Genomic DNA, 16,413 nt, shown 5'->3' on the forward strand with positions numbered 1-16,413 from the left:
ACGTGAAAGCGAACAACATTTTATTATATTCGTTCACTGTCTAGTGAACATTCTTTTTATATTCGAGTATTTTAATGACTGAAACGAAAATGACTTTCAAAGATTTAGGCTTGCCTGAATTTCTTATTAACGCTGTATCTGATCTAGGTTTTGAAATCCCATCTCCTATCCAACAAACCTGTATTCCATATCTTTTAGAAGGTAACGATGTCTTAGGTATGGCTCAAACAGGTAGCGGGAAAACGGCTGCTTTCTCTTTGCCTTTATTGGCACAATTAAATTTAGATAAAAAGTATCCACAAATGTTGGTTATGGCACCAACACGCGAATTAGCAATTCAAGTAGCTGATGCCTGTGAACAATTTTGTAAATATGCAAAAAATGTCAATATAGTCACGCTTTATGGTGGTCAACGTTATGACATTCAATTACGAGCGTTACGTCAAGGTGCTCAAGTAGTAGTTGGAACACCTGGTCGTATTTTAGATCATATTCGTCGCGGGACATTGGATTTATCTAATTTACGCTTTATGGTATTAGATGAAGCGGATGAAATGTTACGTATGGGATTTATTGATGATGTGGAAACTGTCATGGCAGAATTGCCTGAAGAGCATCAAACAGCGTTGTTCTCAGCGACAATGCCTGAACCAATTCGCCGTATTACTAAACGTTTTATGCATGATCCTAAAGAAATCAAAATTAAATCGACACAAACCACTAACCCTGATATTACACAAAGTTGTTGGTATGTACATGGGTTCCGTAAAAATGATGCATTATTACGTTTCTTAGAAGTAGAAAATTTTGATGCGGCTATTATTTTTACACGCACAAAAACAGGTACTCTTGATGTCACTGAATTATTAGAGAAACATGGATTCCGTGCAGCGGCACTGAATGGGGATATGACACAGCAATTACGCGAGCAAACATTAGATCGTTTGAGAAATGGTAGCTTAGATATTCTTGTTGCAACTGATGTCGCAGCTCGTGGTTTAGATGTGGAACGTATTAGTCTTGTTATCAACTATGATATCCCATTAGATGCAGAGTCTTATGTCCACCGTATTGGTCGTACAGGACGTGCTGGTCGTACTGGTCGGGCATTATTATTTGTTGAGCCGAGAGAACGTCGTTTATTGCGTAATATTGAGCATTTAACGAAAAAGCCGATTACCGAAGTGGAAGTACCGAATCACGAAGTATTACAAGCTTGCCGCCGTGAAAAATTCAAAGCGAAAATTACTGTACAGCTTGAGCATCACGATTTAGAGCTTTATCGTAGTTTGCTAGAAGATATGTTTACTGCAGATCAAGATCAAGAGGACATTGCAGCTGCAATGTTAATGCTATTACAAGGTAAACAAAAATTGATTCTTCCACCTGATCCGATTATTGATCGTAAAACTTCTCGTGGTGAACGAGGAGAGCGTCGTGACCGAAGTGGGCGTGAAAACCCACGTTCAGCAGAACGCCGTGGTTATGGTAATCCACAGCCAATGGATTTATACCGTATTGAAGTTGGACGTCTTGATGGTGTTGAAGTTCGCCATATTGTAGGTGCTATTGCAAATGAAGGTGACATTAATAGTCGTTATATTGGACATATTAAACTTTATGATGATTATTCGACGATTGAATTACCGCAGGGTATGCCAAAAGAGTTATTAAAAGTATTTGAAAAAACACGTGTGATGAATAAACAAATGCAAATGTCATTTGTGAATGCGGGTAATAGCAGTAAGCGTGATGATTTTGGTGGCGAGCGCCGTAGTGGTAAGCGTAAGGATCGTAGTGATGAGCCTCGTTTCGCCCGTGAGGACCGTAAATTTAAAGAAAAAAGTCACCGCACTTTTAGTGAGCGTCCTCGTAAAGAGCGTCGCGATCGAAATAAATAAAATATAGATGAAAACTAGTTTGAGCGCAGTATTACACTGCGCTCAAATTTTTTGTAAGGATTGATGGAAAGAGTATTAGATTACTGCTTTTCAATGATCACTTTAATATCTTCTGGTGGCGCGTAATAAGGTGCTGATGTAATAAATAAGGAGATCCCTAATTTCGCATAGTCAGCAATATTATGTTTATTGACACCGCCTGCGACTGAGAGCGTTATCTTTTTTTGTGATGATGCTAAGAGAGCTAAAGCTTGCTTTACTTCTTCTGGTGAAAATTTATCTAATTGAATAATATCAGGTTCAGCAATGAGCATAGCTTCAAATTGTGCTAAATTATCAGCTTCTAATGTGACTTTATTCTCTGGTGCTTCGTGTTTGAGTGTCACGACAATATGTTGCCAATCTTCGGGATTATCCAGCAAGTGACGATGGTTTGTGAAGACAAGTAATGTTTCGCTAATCCCCTGCCTATGGATATGACCACCCGCAGCAAGTATGGCATTAGTTGCAAGCTTTCTTGTATTAGGAATACTTTTACGTGTGCAAGCTACAACAGCGTTTGGGTTAATTGCTTTGGCTGTTGCGATCATCTCTGATGTATATTGTGCGACCCCACAAGACCATTCTAAGATGAGTTGTACGACTTTCCATGCTTGATGCAGTTGGTCTGCACGTGCTTCTGCGCTAATCAGTAAGTCCCCAGCTTCGACTATGTCACCTTCATTCACATAAATATACGGTTTGATACCTAGCTTTTTCAATAATTTCTCTGCAATGTGAATGCCTGCAACAATACCTGCTGTTTTACGTTTAAATAACATTCTTGCAGCTACATGCTCAATGCCTAGAGCATGTGTAGTGAGATCGCCACGATAAATATCTTCGAGTAAGAAGTCATCAAGTTCTTTGTCTGAAAAATAAATCATAGTAGAGTCCTTTTTGAGTTAAACCAATTTACCTTGATATAATTGAATCTGTTGGTCGGCAAAGTAATCGGCTTCTTTGGGTTCATGTGTGACTAATAGCGTTGTAATTTTCTCTGTCTGAATCAATTTTTTAAGTATTATCCAAATATGTTGTCTGGTTTCCCAGTCAAGTGATGAAAATGGTTCATCAAGTAGTAATACATCAGGTGGATTGATTAATGCTCGAGCTAATGCCGCACGCTGTTGTTCACCACCAGAAAGCTGGTGTGGATAGCGATCAATCAAGTGATCAATGTTTAATTTAGCAAGTAGCTGTAATTGGTCAGAACGAAGTGCGGTTGGTTTTGCTAAAGTTAAGTTACCCGCGATCGTTTTATGTGGAAATAAATATAATCTTTGATTGAGATAGTGACAGTTACGAAGCCAAGGTGGAATTTGCTTGAGATTTTTTTGAGCTAATTCGATTTCACCCTGATAATCAATATAACCCGCAATTGTATTGAGTAATGTTGTTTTACCACTGCCAGATTGTCCAATGATAGCGATACATTCACCTTTATTTAAGTACAAATGAATATCTTGAAGAATACCTGCATATAGTTGTGTAATTCTTAGCATACTAAATATTTCGATTAATTGTACGTAGTAAAAATAGTAAACAAGCTGAAATAAACAATAGCCATAACGAGGCGCCAACTGCAATTTCAAAAGCTCCACTGGCAATATTAAGGTAAACAGCCATTGGTAATGTTTCTGTTTTAAAGCGAGTAGCGCCAGCTAGCATCAAAGTTGCACCAAATTCACCAATAGCTCGTGACCAAGCGAGGATCGCACCACAAAGTATGGGTCTCCAACACATAGGCAGTTCAATGTTGATTAAAGTTCTTAATGGGGATAAGCCAAGATTATATGCTGCAAGACGATAACCTGAATCTAATGCGGAAAATGTACCACGTGCATGACGTAACATAATAGAGCTTGCGATATAAGTTTGTGCGATCACAATCCCAATTGGACTAAAAATCCATTGGCTGATGATAGGTATAAGCTGACTTACAATACCTTGTGAATTAAATAAGAGGAGTAAGCTGAGTCCTGTTACTAGTGGCGGTAAGACCATTGGTAAATCGAGTATTGTATCAATAAATTTTTGAAAAGGTAGTTGTATTTGACTCATGATCCAAGCAGAAGGAATTGCTATCATTAGAGCGAATATAAGTGATATCAGTGATGTGCCTAGTGACATCATCAATGCAAAATATAACTCGGGATTTGTTAAGATGATCCCGAAAAAATGAGTATCAAGTTGACCAATTAAAGAGGCTATAGTGCCTGCGACTATGAATAATAAGAGAGTGAGAGGCACTAAATCTAACTTTAAACTTGTGCTCTTACTTAATAGGTAGGAAGCCTTCATCAGTAAAATATTTCACACCTTGTTCAGAGTTGAAGAAGTTGAGAAGCTGTTTTGCTTCAGCCGGATATTGACTAGAAGAAAGTAGCGCTATTGTGACTTTTTCTTCAGGTACGCCAGCTGGATTTGGCAATATATCTACTTTATCACGTACTTTCCAAGCACCAGAGCGCCCAACAACAGCTGCATCAACATCACCATTTAATAAGTAAAGCATCAACTGTTTGACTGTCGCTGCTTTTACAACGACTTTGTCATTTAATTCTTTTTGGTAGCCGGATAGTTCAATGATTTTTTCCGCACCTTTACCTAGAGCCATTGCTTTACTGTCTCCAATGCCTAAACGTAATTGACTTTGTGCTAGTGCTTTAAAAGAATCAATACCTGCGCTTTTATCTTTACGAATTGCCATAACGGGAATGTGTAACACGAGTGGAGCAGATGCTTTGACATCTCCTGTTTTCTCTAATTTTTCAACATAATCACTTGAACCTGGTAAATAAAGATCACCTGTTTTAACAGTATTATAACGTGCCAATAATTGACCAGAACCACCATACTCAATAGTAACTTTATGCCCCGTTTGTTGCTCGAATTGTTTTACAATTTTTTCGACGGGATCTTTGAGACCTGCACCAGCATAAAGATGTAAATCAACGGCTTTCACTGATAGAGTAGCTGTGATGGATAGAATTAATGTGATAAGTTTTTTCATTATGCTCTCCTTAGTTAAAAATAAGCTTACTATATCACATCATTATATAATTTATAATATATCGATTTTTAAAAGATAAAAAGCAATAATGTAATTTATTGAAAATAAAAAGGATTGAGTTTTTACTCAATCCTTTTTGAAATTATATGGAAGGAGACAATTACATCATGCCGCCCATTCCACCCATGCCGCCCATTCCAGCAGCACCTAAATCAGCTTTATCATCTTTTGGTAAGTCTGTCACCATACATTCTGTAGTGATCATTAAACCCGCTACAGATGCGGCGAATTGTAATGCACTACGAGTTACTTTAGTTGGATCTAAGATACCCATCTCGATCATATCGCCATATTGTTCAGTCCCTGCGTTATAACCGAAGTTACCTTCACCATTTTTCACCGCACTTGCGACTACTGATGCTTCTTCACCTGCGTTGGTTACGATTTGACGTAATGGCGCTTCCATTGCACGTAATGCTAACTTAATACCAACATTTTGTTCTTCGTTATCACCTGTTAAACCAGCTACTTTGTTTGCAGCTCGGATTAAAGCAACTCCACCACCAGCAACGATGCCTTCTTCAACGGCTGCACGAGTTGCATGTAATGCATCTTCTACGCGTGCTTTTTTCTCTTTCATTTCTACTTCAGTTGCCGCACCTACTTTAATCACAGCGACACCACCAGCTAATTTAGCTACACGCTCTTGTAATTTTTCTTTATCGTAGTCAGAAGTAGATTCTTCGATTTGTTGACGAATTTGTGCTACACGACCTTGGATTTGTGTTTCATCACCGATACCATCAATAATAGTAGTATTGTCTTTGTTGATTACCACACGTTTTGCTTGACCAAGATCTTCTAACGTTGCTTTTTCTAATTCCATACCGATTTCTTCTGAAATCACAGTACCAGCAGTTAAGATAGCAATATCTTGTAACATTGCTTTACGACGGTCACCAAAACCAGGAGCTTTCACTGCTGCAACTTTCACGATACCACGCATTGTGTTCACCACTAAAGTTGCAAGTGCTTCGCCTTCAACATCTTCTGCAATGATCAATAATGGTTTGCCTGCTTTCGCCACGCCTTCTAATACTGGTAATAATTCACGGATGTTAGACACTTTTTTATCTACTAATAAGATAAATGGATTGTCTAATTCAACTGTTGCAGTTTCTGGTTTGTTAATGAAGTATGGAGATAAGTAACCACGATCGAATTGCATACCTTCAACAACAGCTAATTCATCTTCTAAACCAGTACCGTCTTCAACAGTGATAACGCCCTCTTTACCTACTTTATCCATTGCTTGTGCAATGATTTGTCCAACGATACTGTCAGAGTTTGCAGAAATCGTACCAACTTGTTCAATTTCTTTTGAAGTTTCACAAGGTTTAGATAAGGCTTTTAATTCAGTCACTACGGCAGCAACAGCTTTATCGATACCACGTTTTAAATCCATTGGATTCATACCTGCTGCAACCGCTTTTAAACCCTCGTTTACAATAGCTTGTGCTAATACAGTCGCTGTTGTAGTACCATCACCTGCTGCATCATTGGCTTTAGAAGCAACTTCTTTTACCATTTGTGCACCCATATTTTCGAATTTATCTTCTAATTCGATCTCACGTGCGACTGACACACCATCTTTAGTAATTGTTGGGGCACCGAACGATTTATCTAAAACAACGTTACGACCTTTAGGGCCTAATGTCACTTTTACTGCATCTGCAAGGATATTCACACCTGCTAACATTTTTACACGTGCATCATTACCAAATTTTACGTCTTTTGCTGCCATTTTTTATATTCCTCTGAGATTCATTATAAGATCTAATTGATGTTATATACTGATTTATATTGATATCATTGTTAATTCGATTTATTCAACAATCGCTAAAATATCGTTTTCAGAAATAATTAATACCTCTTCACCATCAATTTTTTCTGATTTTACGCCATAACCATCATTGAAAATCACAGTATCACCAACTTTGACATCTAAAGGTTGTACTGTACCATTTTCTAAAATACGGCCTTTACCAACAGCCAATACTTTTGCTCGCGTTGATTTAGTTGCTGCAGATCCTGTTAAAACAATACCACCAGCAGATTTAGTCTCAATTTCTTCACGTTTGATAATCACGCGATCATGTAATGGACGAATATTCATTTAATTACTCCTTAAATTAAAAAGTTATTTTGTTCAAAATGTTTCCCTAATATGTGGGAGATTTTGTTGCTTTCAAGGGGAAAAATAAAATTATTTTATTCTTTTATCTTCATCAACTTGTTTTTCATATTCAGCTTCGAATATTTCACTGTCCTGCTGAAAACCTTGCTGTGTTTTACGGAAAAAACGAGTATGGAAAAATTGAATTTTTTTTGCAATAAGGCTTTCTATCCATAAGCTAGTCATAGGCATTAATAATGCGAGTCCAAGTAGATCAGTAAGAAAGCCAGGAATAAAAAATAAGATACCTGCCACAATCCAAATACCTGATTTTAATAATGAACGAGTAGGAATTTCACCTCGAGAAAGTTGTTTTTGTACATTAAGTAAGGTATACCAGCCACGCGCTCTAATCATTAATAATCCAAAAACAGAAGATAAAATAAGTAAGATAATTAATCCTAAAATGCCAATCGTAGAACCTATCCAAACAAGTAATGAAAGCTCTATGTAAATAAATAGAAAGGCAAGTAGGAGAAATAAAATAAGTGGCATATATTGTTTCCTTATATTGAGGCAGTATAGTGTCTAATTCTTTTATAGATGGTAGCAAATTTTTAAAATTTCAACTGTACTTTGTTACAAAGTAACAAATAATAAAGCTCACATAGTTATGTGAGCTTTTCGATATAACACTTATTCTTTATTGTGCAGGATAGAACATCGGCGAATTTGGGCCTACTGGTAAGCCAAGTACAAAGACCCAAATAAAGAACATAGCTGACCATGCTACTAAGAATGCAACTGAATAAGGCAACATCATTGAAACTAATGTACCTACGCCCGCGTCTTTTTTATATTTAATCACCGTTGCCATAATTAAACCAAAGTAGCTCATCATTGGAGTAATGATATTGGTTACTGAATCACCAATACGATAAGCGGCTTGGATAATTTCAGGCGAATAACCTGTTAGCATTAACATTGGTACAAAGATTGGCGCAGTGACAGCCCATTGTGCAGAAGCTGAACCAATCATTAAGTTAATGAATGCGCAGATGATGATAAAGCCCATAAAGAGAACACCACCATGCAGCCCAACTTCGTTTAAGAAATTAGCCCCTTTTACTGCAATATATTGACCAATATTAGTCCAGTTAAAGAATGCAACGAATTGAGATGCAAAGAAGATAATGACAAGGTATAAACCTAAAGTACTCATTGCTTCTGCCATGGCATTTACAACATCTTTCTCACTACGAATACTTTTAGTAACAACACCATATACAGTCCCTGGTATTGCAAAAAGGATGAAGATAAAGGCGACAATTGATTTTAAGAATGGTGAACCTGTGACTAAGCCTGTTTTAGGATCACGCAAAATACCGTTTTCAGGTACCACACTCCAAGCGAGTAAGGCACATAGAACTAAGAATGCAAAACCTGCATATTTTAAGCCTTTACGTTCTAATGGGGTAACTTCATTAGAATGCTGTAAATCGATCTCATCTTGGGATAAATGACCATTATAAGGACCGAGCTGTGGTTCAACAATTTTCTCAGTAATAAAATAGCCAATGAATGCAATCACAAAAGTACTGGCAGCCATAAAGAACCAGTTTGCTTCAGGACCTACAGTATACGTTGGATCAATAATTTGTGCGGCTTGTTGCGTGATTCCTGCTAGTAATGGATCAATTGTACCTAATAATAAGTTTGCAGAATATCCTCCAGAAACCCCAGCAAATGCAGCGGCAAGACCAGCAAGAGGGTGACGGCCAAGTGAGTGGAAGATGATTGCGGCTAACGGAATTAATACAACATAGCCTAATTCTGAGGCGGTATTAGACAGAATACCTGCAAATACAATCGTAAACGTGGTTAATTTACGAGGTGATTTTGTGACTAATAAACGCATAACGGCAGAAAGTAAGCCTGCTTTTTCAGCAATTCCCACCCCGAGTAATGCCACTAATACAGTGCCTAATGGCGCAAAGTTAGTAAAGTTTTTTACTAGGTTAGTCAGTATTTTGCTTAAGCCATCAGCATCAAGTAGACTGACGACATAAATCATACCATCAGCGGCACGACCTTTTGTCCCTTCAGGGCGTGGATCAGGTACTGATAGTCCGAGATATTCACCTAATGCGGAAGAAATTAACAGTAAAACAATGAAAATCATAAAAAGTGTGACTGGGTGCGGAAGCATATTACCTAGCCACTCAACAGTATGAAGAAACTTACTGCCTTTTTTTTGTTGTTGTGTTGTATTCATATTTAGTCCTTCTATTTTATCCATGATACAAGGGCTATACTAATAATTTTGCCCAGCAGAAATCTATCATGCTATGTATAATATTCAAACAAAAAAGTTAATAAAGTGTTAACAAGATCAAACTATTTTGTTTCTATTTCTGCTATTTTAATTCTATCGATATGTTTAAATTTTTCAGAAGTGCTTTTTTAGATTAGAAAAAGTAATCTGAAAGATAAAAATATGTCGTGGAGCCACATATTTAAAATGTGATTGGGATCAAATTTTTAGTACATTCATTTTTCTATAATATGCGACAACTTGTTCAATGCTCGAAATGGAGGATTAATAAAAATGGTAGCAACAAGAAAAGAAGTAGATTTACTCGGAGAACGTGATGTCCCTGCGGATGCGTATTGGGGGATTCATACTTTAAGAGCGGTAGAAAATTTTAATATATCCAATGCAGTCATTTCAGATGTGCCAGAATTTGTTCGTGGTATGGTTATGGTCAAAAAAGCGACTGCATTAGCCAATGGAGAACTTGGTGCGATTCCAGATAAAATTGCAAAAGCTATTGTTGCCGCTTGTGATGAAATTTTAACAACAGGTAAATGTTTAGATCAGTTCCCATCAGATGTCTATCAAGGTGGTGCGGGCACATCTGTAAATATGAATACTAACGAAGTTGTAGCAAATCTTGCATTAGAAATTTTAGGGCATAAAAAAGGAGAATACCAATATCTTGATCCAATGGATCATGTCAATGCAAGCCAATCAACAAACGATGCTTATCCAACAGGATTCCGTATTGCTGTCTATAACAGCATTATGAAATTAATTGCTAAAGTGCTTTATTTACAACAAGGTTTTGAAAATAAAGCAAAAGAATTTTCTAACATCTTAAAAATGGGGCGTACGCAATTACAAGATGCTGTACCTATGACAGTAGGTCAGGAGTTTAAAGCGTTCTCTGTCTTATTAGATGAAGAAGTACGTAATTTAACTCGTACAGCAGAATTATTGCTTGAAGTTAACTTAGGGGCGACAGCAATTGGAACAGGCTTGAATACACCAGAAGGTTATGCGCCATTAGCAGTAAAATACCTTTCAGAAGTAACTGGATTGCCTTGTTCTTTAGCTGAAAACTTAATTGAAGCGACATCAGACTGTGGTGCTTATGTAATGGTACATGGTGCGTTAAAACGTACTGCAGTGAAATTATCTAAAGTATGTAATGACTTACGTTTATTATCTTCAGGACCAAGAGCGGGCTTGAATGAAATTAATTTACCAGAATTACAAGCGGGTTCTTCTATTATGCCAGCAAAAGTGAACCCAGTAGTACCCGAAGTCGTGAACCAAGTGTGTTTTAAAGTGATTGGTAATGACACCACTGTCACTTTTGCAGCAGAAGCAGGTCAATTACAATTGAACGTCATGGAGCCTGTGATTGGGCAAGCAATGTTTGAGTCAATTGAGATTTTAACGAATGCTTGTGTAAATTTACGTGATAAATGTATTGATGGTATCACCGTAAATAAAGAAGTATGTAAAAACTATGTGTTTAATTCAATTGGTATCGTGACCTACTTAAATCCATTTATTGGTCACCACAATGGCGATTTAGTCGGTAAAATCTGTGCTAAAACAGGTCGTGGAGTGAAAGAAGTCGTACTAGAAAAAGGGTTACTCACAGAAGAACAACTTGATGATATTTTATCAGTTGAAAACTTGATGAACCCAACTTATAAAGCAAAATTGAATAAATAGTGACTTATAAAATGTTATAAAAAGAAACCGCACTTGAGATGAAGTTAAAAGTGCGGTTTTTTTATTTAATTTTATTTATATAAAAAATGGCACATCATGTGCCATTTTTCATCAGTTATAGTGGTTATTGTAATAGCGAAATATCTGCTACTTGTAAGAATAAATTACGTAAATTGTTTAGGATAGCTAAACGGTTTTGGCGTAATTGTTGATCTTCAGCATTCACCATTACGTTATCGAAGAAGATATCCACTGGCTCACGTAATGCAGCTAAGCGGTCTAATGCAGCTTGGTATTCGCCGTTAGCAAATAATGGCGCTAATTCAGCTTGTAATGTGATGACTTGTTCTGCTAACACTTTCTCTGCTGCTTCCACGCATAATGCCACATCAATATTTGCCGGTAATTCCCCTTCCACTTTCACTAAAATATTGCTTACACGTTTATTTGCTGCTGCTAAAGCTTCTGCAGCTTCTAACGTTCGGAAGTGTGATACTGCACGTACACGGGCATCAAAATCTGATGGTTTGGTTGGACGACGTGCTAAGACTGATTGAATCACATCCACTGCAATACCTTCATCTTGATACCATGCACGGAAACGACCAAGCATAAAGTCGACAACTTCTTCTACAACGTTTGCATTTGTGAGTCTGTCGCCGAAAAGTGCGGCTGATTTTTTCACAATTTCTTCAAGATCGAGTGGTAGATTTTTCTCAACAATAATACGTAACACACCTAATGCCGCACGACGTAAAGCAAATGGGTCTGCGCTACCTTTTGGTTGTTGACCGATCCCAAAAATACCTGTCAATGTGTCAAATTTATCTGCTAATGCTACTGCACTTGCCACTAAGGATTTTGGCAATTCATCGCCCGCAAAACGTGGCATATATTGCTCGTTCAATGCTACAGCCACTTCTTCATCTTCACCATCATGACGTGCATAATGCATACCCATTACGCCTTGCGTATCAGTAAACTCAAACACCATATTAGTCATTAAGTCACATTTTGATAATAAGCCTGCACGTTTTGCTTTAGTTTCATCTGCACCGATTTGTTTCGCAATTTCACCTGCAAGTTGTTCAATGCGAGCGGTTTTATCACGTAATGTACCAAGTTGTTGTTGGAATAATACGGTTTCTAAGCGTGGTAATTGATCTTCTAAACGTTGTTTTAAGTCAGTTTTGAAGAAGAACTCCGCATCGGTTAAACGTGGGCGAACCACTTTTTCATTCCCTTCGATGATTTTACTTGGATCTTCAGGGTTGATGTTCGAGACAAAAATAAAGTGCGGTAATAATTTTCCATCTTTGTCATAAATTGGGAAATATTTTTGGTCGCCTTTCATAGTGTAAACTAACGCTTCCGCAGGCACGGCAAGGAAACGCTCTTCAAATTTCGCTGCCAATACATTTGGATATTCCACAAGTGAAGTCACTTCATCAAGTAAGTCTTCTTCAATATCAGCCACACCACCAAGTGCGGTCGCTTTTTCTTGTGCTTTTGCCAAAATCAACGCTTTACGCTCATTGAAATCAGCCACTACTGAGCCTTTTTCTTTTAATAGCGCAGGGTATTGATCTGCGTGTGAAATTTGGAATTCACGCTCACCAAGGAAGCGGTGACCACGAATTGTTGTACCACTTGCGACACCTAAAATTTCGCCTTCGATTAATTCATCACCAAGTAACATCGTTACAGTGTGAACAGGGCGAATAAATTGTACAGTTTTGTCCGCCCAACGCATTGGTTTTGGAATAGGTAATTTTGCTAATGCATTTGCAACGATATCTTTAAGTAGATTTTTGGTTGGTTGACCTTCGATAGTTGCACGATGAACTAACCATTCACCTTTATCAGTCGCAATGCGTTCAGCTTGTTCAACGCTGATCCCACAACCACGCGCCCAACCTTCAGCTGCTTTAGTCGGTTTACCTTCAGCATCAAATGCCGCAGATACCGCAGGACCACGTTTTTCAATTTGCTTGCTTGGTTGGCTAGTGGCTAAACCAAACACTTTCACCGCTAAACGACGTGGCGCCGCAAACCATTCTACTTTGTCAAAGGTTAAACCCGCTTGGTTTAACTCTAATTCCACGTTCTCTGCAAATGCAGTTGCTAATTTCTTGAGCGCCTTCGGTGGCAACTCTTCAGTGCCGATCTCGGCGAGGAAGTTTTGTGTTGTCATTTTGTTTCTCTAATTAACTTTTATCTTTTAAAACCCATTTTCTGTACAAACTTTTTTATTGGTTTTTAATTCAAACGCCAATAATTTATTCGCATAATCATAATAATATCGGTGACTTTCTTCTAAACCTTTTGCTTGGGCTAATGCTACGGTTTTCAAAGAACAAGTGCGATAAATTAAATCTTTTTGCATATTATTCAGAGTAGTACTTTGTTCAGTGTTGTTTAAACTATTCCACCATACTTGTTCAATTGAATACTCATAAATAACTTGATTTTTTATAGCTTTGACATCCTCAATATATAAATATCTTCCTAATGGCATATGTGTTTTACCATTCATTTTCGCTTTATCTTTCTTTGCCCCATTGATAGCAAGTTGTTCAACTGATAGTCCTTCAATCTTTTTGGCAAATTGAGCAACATACTCATCCGATTGTGAATAGTGTTCTGCATATAAAGCACGTCTTTCCATATCACTCATTGAACATGCGGAGAGAAGGATACCAATAAATAAAATAGATGATAATTTTTTCATACACTTTCCAAATTTAGGAATAAAAAATTTGCAAAACAGCTTTTATTTCACAATCCAAACCTATTTTTGCTATTACCCTTGATGGCGCTCGTTTCTTAACGAGTGCCTTTTTCAGGAGGCTAATTTTCCCAAGCGTGGCGGATAATATCGCTATCTCGGCAATTTCCTGTTTTACATTCTCGTAAGCGGTCACGTAAATATTCGGTACGTTCTTTATTCACTTCGTAATTGCAATCTACATTAATTGTGCCATCTTTTTCACAAGCTGAATCACGATATTTCAACCAATCGCGTTGCGTTTGTACTAGAGATTTCGCTGTATTTGGTTTCAGCTGTTTTTTTAATCCTTTATAGACTTCGTTTAACTCTTTATCTGATTCTAAGAATAGTTTTGCAGAGCAATAAGTGCGGTCATAAGATGTTGTAAAATGATTACAAGCATCACTTGCCATTGAACTCATTGGAACCAAGCATATTGTAGAGAATAAAAAATGACGTAGTTTCATATTATGTTCCTCTTTGTTAATGTGGCTGAGTTGTCTTTAATTCAGAATATTTTTCGTTCATCCTCACTGCCCACTCAACTAAGTGCGGTGTGATTTCGTGAAGATTCACGCCGAGTTTTTCGCCGCGTAAGGCATACCAATCAATTAAGCAGACTGCAGAAATTGTGCCGAGATTTAATTCATCACCAAATTGCGCAAGGTAACGTTCCAATTCTTTGAAGCTACGAATATTGCGCTCAGTTAATTGTTGATGACGAGCTGTCCACCATTCATTTTCAGGGCGGAGCAAACGTTCGGAAATAATTGGCAAGGTGTTTTCCATAATGCCGTCAGTTAATGCGTGCAGTTGCAATACTTTCCAACGTTGGCTGTCGCAAGGCAGTAAATGACGCTCTGGCTGATTTTGTGCACCGAGATGATCGAGATATTCACAAATCACATGGCTGTTATACAGCCACTCGCCGTTATCCAGTTGTAACGCTGGGACTCGTCCAAGTGGATTATCTTGGTTATGGGGCGAGTTTGGATCAAAAGATGATTGAATGGTTTGTAATTCAATTAGATCTTCAAGCTTATGATGTTTAATCACCGCCATCACTTTGCGTACATAAGGGCTAGTGTTTGAATGCCAGAGTTTCATTTTTGCTCCTAATTTTTAGCCGAAAACGTGCTGTAACTGGTTGATATCTAAAATGACTTGCTCGTCTGCTAGTAATAAAGCGGGAATACCGATATAACCATTTGCTTTTGCTTGTTCAAATGCAGAATGATTATCACGCAATCTTAAGAAACGTTTGAAATTCGCCATTGAAGACATAATTTCTACCGCTTCATATTCCACATTTAAGCGATTTAATTCTGCCACAAATGCTGTTGTATCTGGGCAGAGGTTAGCGAAGAATAAAACCGCTTTGCTCATCTCGAAAACTCCTAAAAACTGACCGCACTTTATTTACAACCCGGGAAACCTAACGCTTCGCGGCTTGCGTAGTAAGCTTCAGCCACACCTTTGGTTAAGGCACGAATGCGTAAAATGTAGCGTTGGCGTTCGGTTACTGAGATTGCCTTGCGCGCATCTAATAAGTTGAAGCTGTGAGCCGCTTTTAAAATGCGTTCGTAAGCGGGTAATGGTAACGGTTTTTCTAACGCTAATAATTCGCTTGCTTCTTTTTCGTATTGATCGAAGCAGTAGAATAAGAAATCAGTATTTGCGTATTCAAAGTTGTAGGTAGATTGTTCCACTTCGTTTTGGTGGAATACGTCGCCATAGGTAGTTTTGCCGAGTGGACCATCAGACCAAACAAGATCGTACACGCTGTCTACGCCTTGAATATACATGGCTAAACGCTCTAAACCGTAAGTGATTTCCCCTGTGACAGGTTTACATTCTAAACCACCCACTTGTTGGAAATAAGTAAATTGAGTGACCTCCATACCATTTAACCAGACTTCCCAGCCTAAGCCCCAAGCGCCTAACGTTGGGTTTTCCCAGTTATCCTCAACGAAACGGATGTCGTTTTGCGTTGGGTCGAAGCCGAGCATTTTTAAGCTGTCTAAATAGAGTTCTTGAATGTTATCTGGTGATGGCTTGATAACTACTTGGAACTGATAGTAGTGTTGTAAACGGTTTGGGTTTTCGCCGTAACGACCATCAGTTGGACGACGTGATGGTTGCACATAAGCAAACGCCATTGGCTCTGGACCTAAGGCACGAAGTGCGGTCATTGGATGTGAAGTACCCGCACCCACTTCCATATCAAATGGTTGAACGATTGTTGCCCCTTGTTTTGCCCAATAATCTTGTAGGGCAAGAATCATACCTTGGAAGGTTTTTACATCAAATGTTGTCATAATGTTTTCTTTATTAAATAAAATAAGGTTAAAAATAGAACGAAAAATGCATCCTATTATAGGGGAAAGTAGATGATGGATAAAGAGTATTCTCTTGATTAGTCGAGGGTTGTACTCACTTTGAAAAGAAAGTCTTAAATAGCAATCAGATTACAGATGATTTTTT

At 38.0% G+C, this 16,413-nt stretch carries 16 protein-coding genes; 2 read left to right on the forward strand and 14 right to left on the reverse strand.

Features of this window, described 5'->3' with window-relative positions; genetic code table 11:
- The first annotated feature begins 74 nt into the window (after positions 1-74).
- Positions 75-1,901, forward strand: a complete 1,827-nt coding sequence (locus tag K7G93_RS00190; protein ID WP_224045999.1) for a DEAD/DEAH box helicase — start codon at positions 75-77, stop codon at positions 1,899-1,901.
- 80 nt (positions 1,902-1,981) lie between these two features.
- Here the strand turns inward: K7G93_RS00190 and modD are convergent, their stop codons facing one another.
- The 8 genes from modD to K7G93_RS00230 all read right to left on the reverse strand — a co-directional run bounded on the left by modD (position 1,982) and on the right by K7G93_RS00230 (position 9,407).
- Positions 1,982-2,827: a ModD protein gene (gene modD, locus K7G93_RS00195; RefSeq protein WP_224046000.1), complete on the reverse strand. Its 846-nt coding sequence runs from the start codon at positions 2,825-2,827 to the stop codon at positions 1,982-1,984.
- Positions 2,828-2,845: 18 nt separating this feature from the next.
- Complete coding sequence (locus K7G93_RS00200) at positions 2,846-3,445, reverse strand: ABC transporter ATP-binding protein (RefSeq protein WP_115322300.1); 600 nt, start codon at positions 3,443-3,445, stop codon at positions 2,846-2,848.
- A 1-nt stretch (position 3,446) separates the two neighbouring features.
- Positions 3,447-4,244, reverse strand: a complete 798-nt coding sequence (locus K7G93_RS00205; RefSeq protein WP_224046001.1) for an ABC transporter permease — start codon at positions 4,242-4,244, stop codon at positions 3,447-3,449.
- Positions 4,219-4,956, reverse strand: coding sequence for a molybdate ABC transporter substrate-binding protein (gene modA, locus K7G93_RS00210; RefSeq protein WP_224046002.1), 738 nt, complete (start codon positions 4,954-4,956; stop codon positions 4,219-4,221). The genes K7G93_RS00205 and modA overlap by 26 nt, the downstream gene beginning before the upstream one ends.
- Positions 4,957-5,116: 160 nt before the next feature.
- Positions 5,117-6,760 (reverse strand): chaperonin GroEL, encoded by a 1,644-nt coding sequence (gene groL / locus K7G93_RS00215; protein WP_049214321.1) that lies wholly within the window; start codon positions 6,758-6,760, stop codon positions 5,117-5,119.
- Positions 6,761-6,841: 81 nt separating this feature from the next.
- Complete coding sequence (locus K7G93_RS00220) at positions 6,842-7,132, reverse strand: co-chaperone GroES (RefSeq protein WP_049214320.1); 291 nt, start codon at positions 7,130-7,132, stop codon at positions 6,842-6,844.
- Positions 7,133-7,222: 90 nt separating this feature from the next.
- Positions 7,223-7,687 carry an FxsA family protein gene (locus K7G93_RS00225; protein WP_049214319.1) on the reverse strand — a complete coding sequence of 155 codons (465 nt, stop codon included), beginning with the start codon at positions 7,685-7,687 and terminating at the stop codon, positions 7,223-7,225.
- A gap of 148 nt (positions 7,688-7,835) precedes the next feature.
- Positions 7,836-9,407: an AbgT family transporter gene (locus tag K7G93_RS00230; protein ID WP_224046004.1), complete on the reverse strand. Its 1,572-nt coding sequence runs from the start codon at positions 9,405-9,407 to the stop codon at positions 7,836-7,838.
- Positions 9,408-9,740: 333 nt separating this feature from the next.
- Between K7G93_RS00230 and aspA the strand changes: the two genes are divergently transcribed.
- Positions 9,741-11,159 carry an aspartate ammonia-lyase gene (gene aspA, locus K7G93_RS00235; protein WP_224046005.1) on the forward strand — a complete coding sequence of 473 codons (1,419 nt, stop codon included), beginning with the start codon at positions 9,741-9,743 and terminating at the stop codon, positions 11,157-11,159.
- Between the two features lie 124 nt (positions 11,160-11,283).
- Here the strand turns inward: aspA and glyS are convergent, their stop codons facing one another.
- From glyS to glyQ, 6 genes are all read right to left on the reverse strand, one after another.
- Positions 11,284-13,353, reverse strand: coding sequence for a glycine--tRNA ligase subunit beta (gene glyS, locus K7G93_RS00240; protein WP_224046006.1), 2,070 nt, complete (start codon positions 13,351-13,353; stop codon positions 11,284-11,286).
- 27 nt (positions 13,354-13,380) lie between these two features.
- Entirely contained in the window at positions 13,381-13,890 is a 510-nt protein-coding gene (locus tag K7G93_RS00245; RefSeq protein WP_224046007.1) for a hypothetical protein, read from the reverse strand.
- A 119-nt stretch (positions 13,891-14,009) separates the two neighbouring features.
- The gene (locus K7G93_RS00250; RefSeq protein ID WP_224046008.1) at positions 14,010-14,396 is read right to left on the reverse strand and encodes a lysozyme inhibitor LprI family protein; all 387 of its coding nucleotides are present in this window, start codon (positions 14,394-14,396) and stop codon (positions 14,010-14,012) included.
- A 16-nt stretch (positions 14,397-14,412) separates the two neighbouring features.
- A complete protein-coding gene (locus K7G93_RS00255) occupies positions 14,413-15,036 on the reverse strand; it encodes a glutathione S-transferase N-terminal domain-containing protein (RefSeq protein WP_224046009.1) in 624 nt (207 codons plus the stop codon).
- A gap of 15 nt (positions 15,037-15,051) precedes the next feature.
- Complete coding sequence (locus K7G93_RS00260) at positions 15,052-15,315, reverse strand: hypothetical protein (protein WP_191135088.1); 264 nt, start codon at positions 15,313-15,315, stop codon at positions 15,052-15,054.
- A gap of 29 nt (positions 15,316-15,344) precedes the next feature.
- Positions 15,345-16,247, reverse strand: a complete 903-nt coding sequence (glyQ, locus tag K7G93_RS00265) for a glycine--tRNA ligase subunit alpha (protein ID WP_049214312.1) — start codon at positions 16,245-16,247, stop codon at positions 15,345-15,347.
- Positions 16,248-16,413: the final 166 nt, after the last annotated feature.

The sequence above is a fragment of the Pasteurella canis genome, assembly GCF_020810675.1.
Lineage (GTDB): Bacteria > Pseudomonadota > Gammaproteobacteria > Enterobacterales > Pasteurellaceae > Pasteurella > Pasteurella canis.

Coding starts and splice junctions, on each gene's coding strand:
- groL (WP_049214321.1), bottom strand. CDS start 6,760: ATGGCAGCAAAAGACGTAAAATTTGGTAATGATGCACGTGTAAAAATG.
- K7G93_RS00250 (WP_224046008.1), bottom strand. CDS start 14,396: ATGAAACTACGTCATTTTTTATTCTCTACAATATGCTTGGTTCCAATG.
- K7G93_RS00230 (WP_224046004.1), bottom strand. CDS start 9,407: ATGAATACAACACAACAACAAAAAAAAGGCAGTAAGTTTCTTCATACT.
- K7G93_RS00245 (WP_224046007.1), bottom strand. CDS start 13,890: ATGAAAAAATTATCATCTATTTTATTTATTGGTATCCTTCTCTCCGCA.
- glyQ (WP_049214312.1), bottom strand. CDS start 16,247: ATGACAACATTTGATGTAAAAACCTTCCAAGGTATGATTCTTGCCCTA.
- K7G93_RS00205 (WP_224046001.1), bottom strand. CDS start 4,244: ATGAAGGCTTCCTACCTATTAAGTAAGAGCACAAGTTTAAAGTTAGAT.
- glyS (WP_224046006.1), bottom strand. CDS start 13,353: ATGACAACACAAAACTTCCTCGCCGAGATCGGCACTGAAGAGTTGCCA.
- modA (WP_224046002.1), bottom strand. CDS start 4,956: ATGAAAAAACTTATCACATTAATTCTATCCATCACAGCTACTCTATCA.
- K7G93_RS00190 (WP_224045999.1), top strand. CDS start 75: ATGACTGAAACGAAAATGACTTTCAAAGATTTAGGCTTGCCTGAATTT.
- K7G93_RS00220 (WP_049214320.1), bottom strand. CDS start 7,132: ATGAATATTCGTCCATTACATGATCGCGTGATTATCAAACGTGAAGAA.
- aspA (WP_224046005.1), top strand. CDS start 9,741: ATGGTAGCAACAAGAAAAGAAGTAGATTTACTCGGAGAACGTGATGTC.
- K7G93_RS00225 (WP_049214319.1), bottom strand. CDS start 7,687: ATGCCACTTATTTTATTTCTCCTACTTGCCTTTCTATTTATTTACATA.
- modD (WP_224046000.1), bottom strand. CDS start 2,827: ATGATTTATTTTTCAGACAAAGAACTTGATGACTTCTTACTCGAAGAT.
- K7G93_RS00260 (WP_191135088.1), bottom strand. CDS start 15,315: ATGAGCAAAGCGGTTTTATTCTTCGCTAACCTCTGCCCAGATACAACA.
- K7G93_RS00200 (WP_115322300.1), bottom strand. CDS start 3,445: ATGCTAAGAATTACACAACTATATGCAGGTATTCTTCAAGATATTCAT.
- K7G93_RS00255 (WP_224046009.1), bottom strand. CDS start 15,036: ATGAAACTCTGGCATTCAAACACTAGCCCTTATGTACGCAAAGTGATG.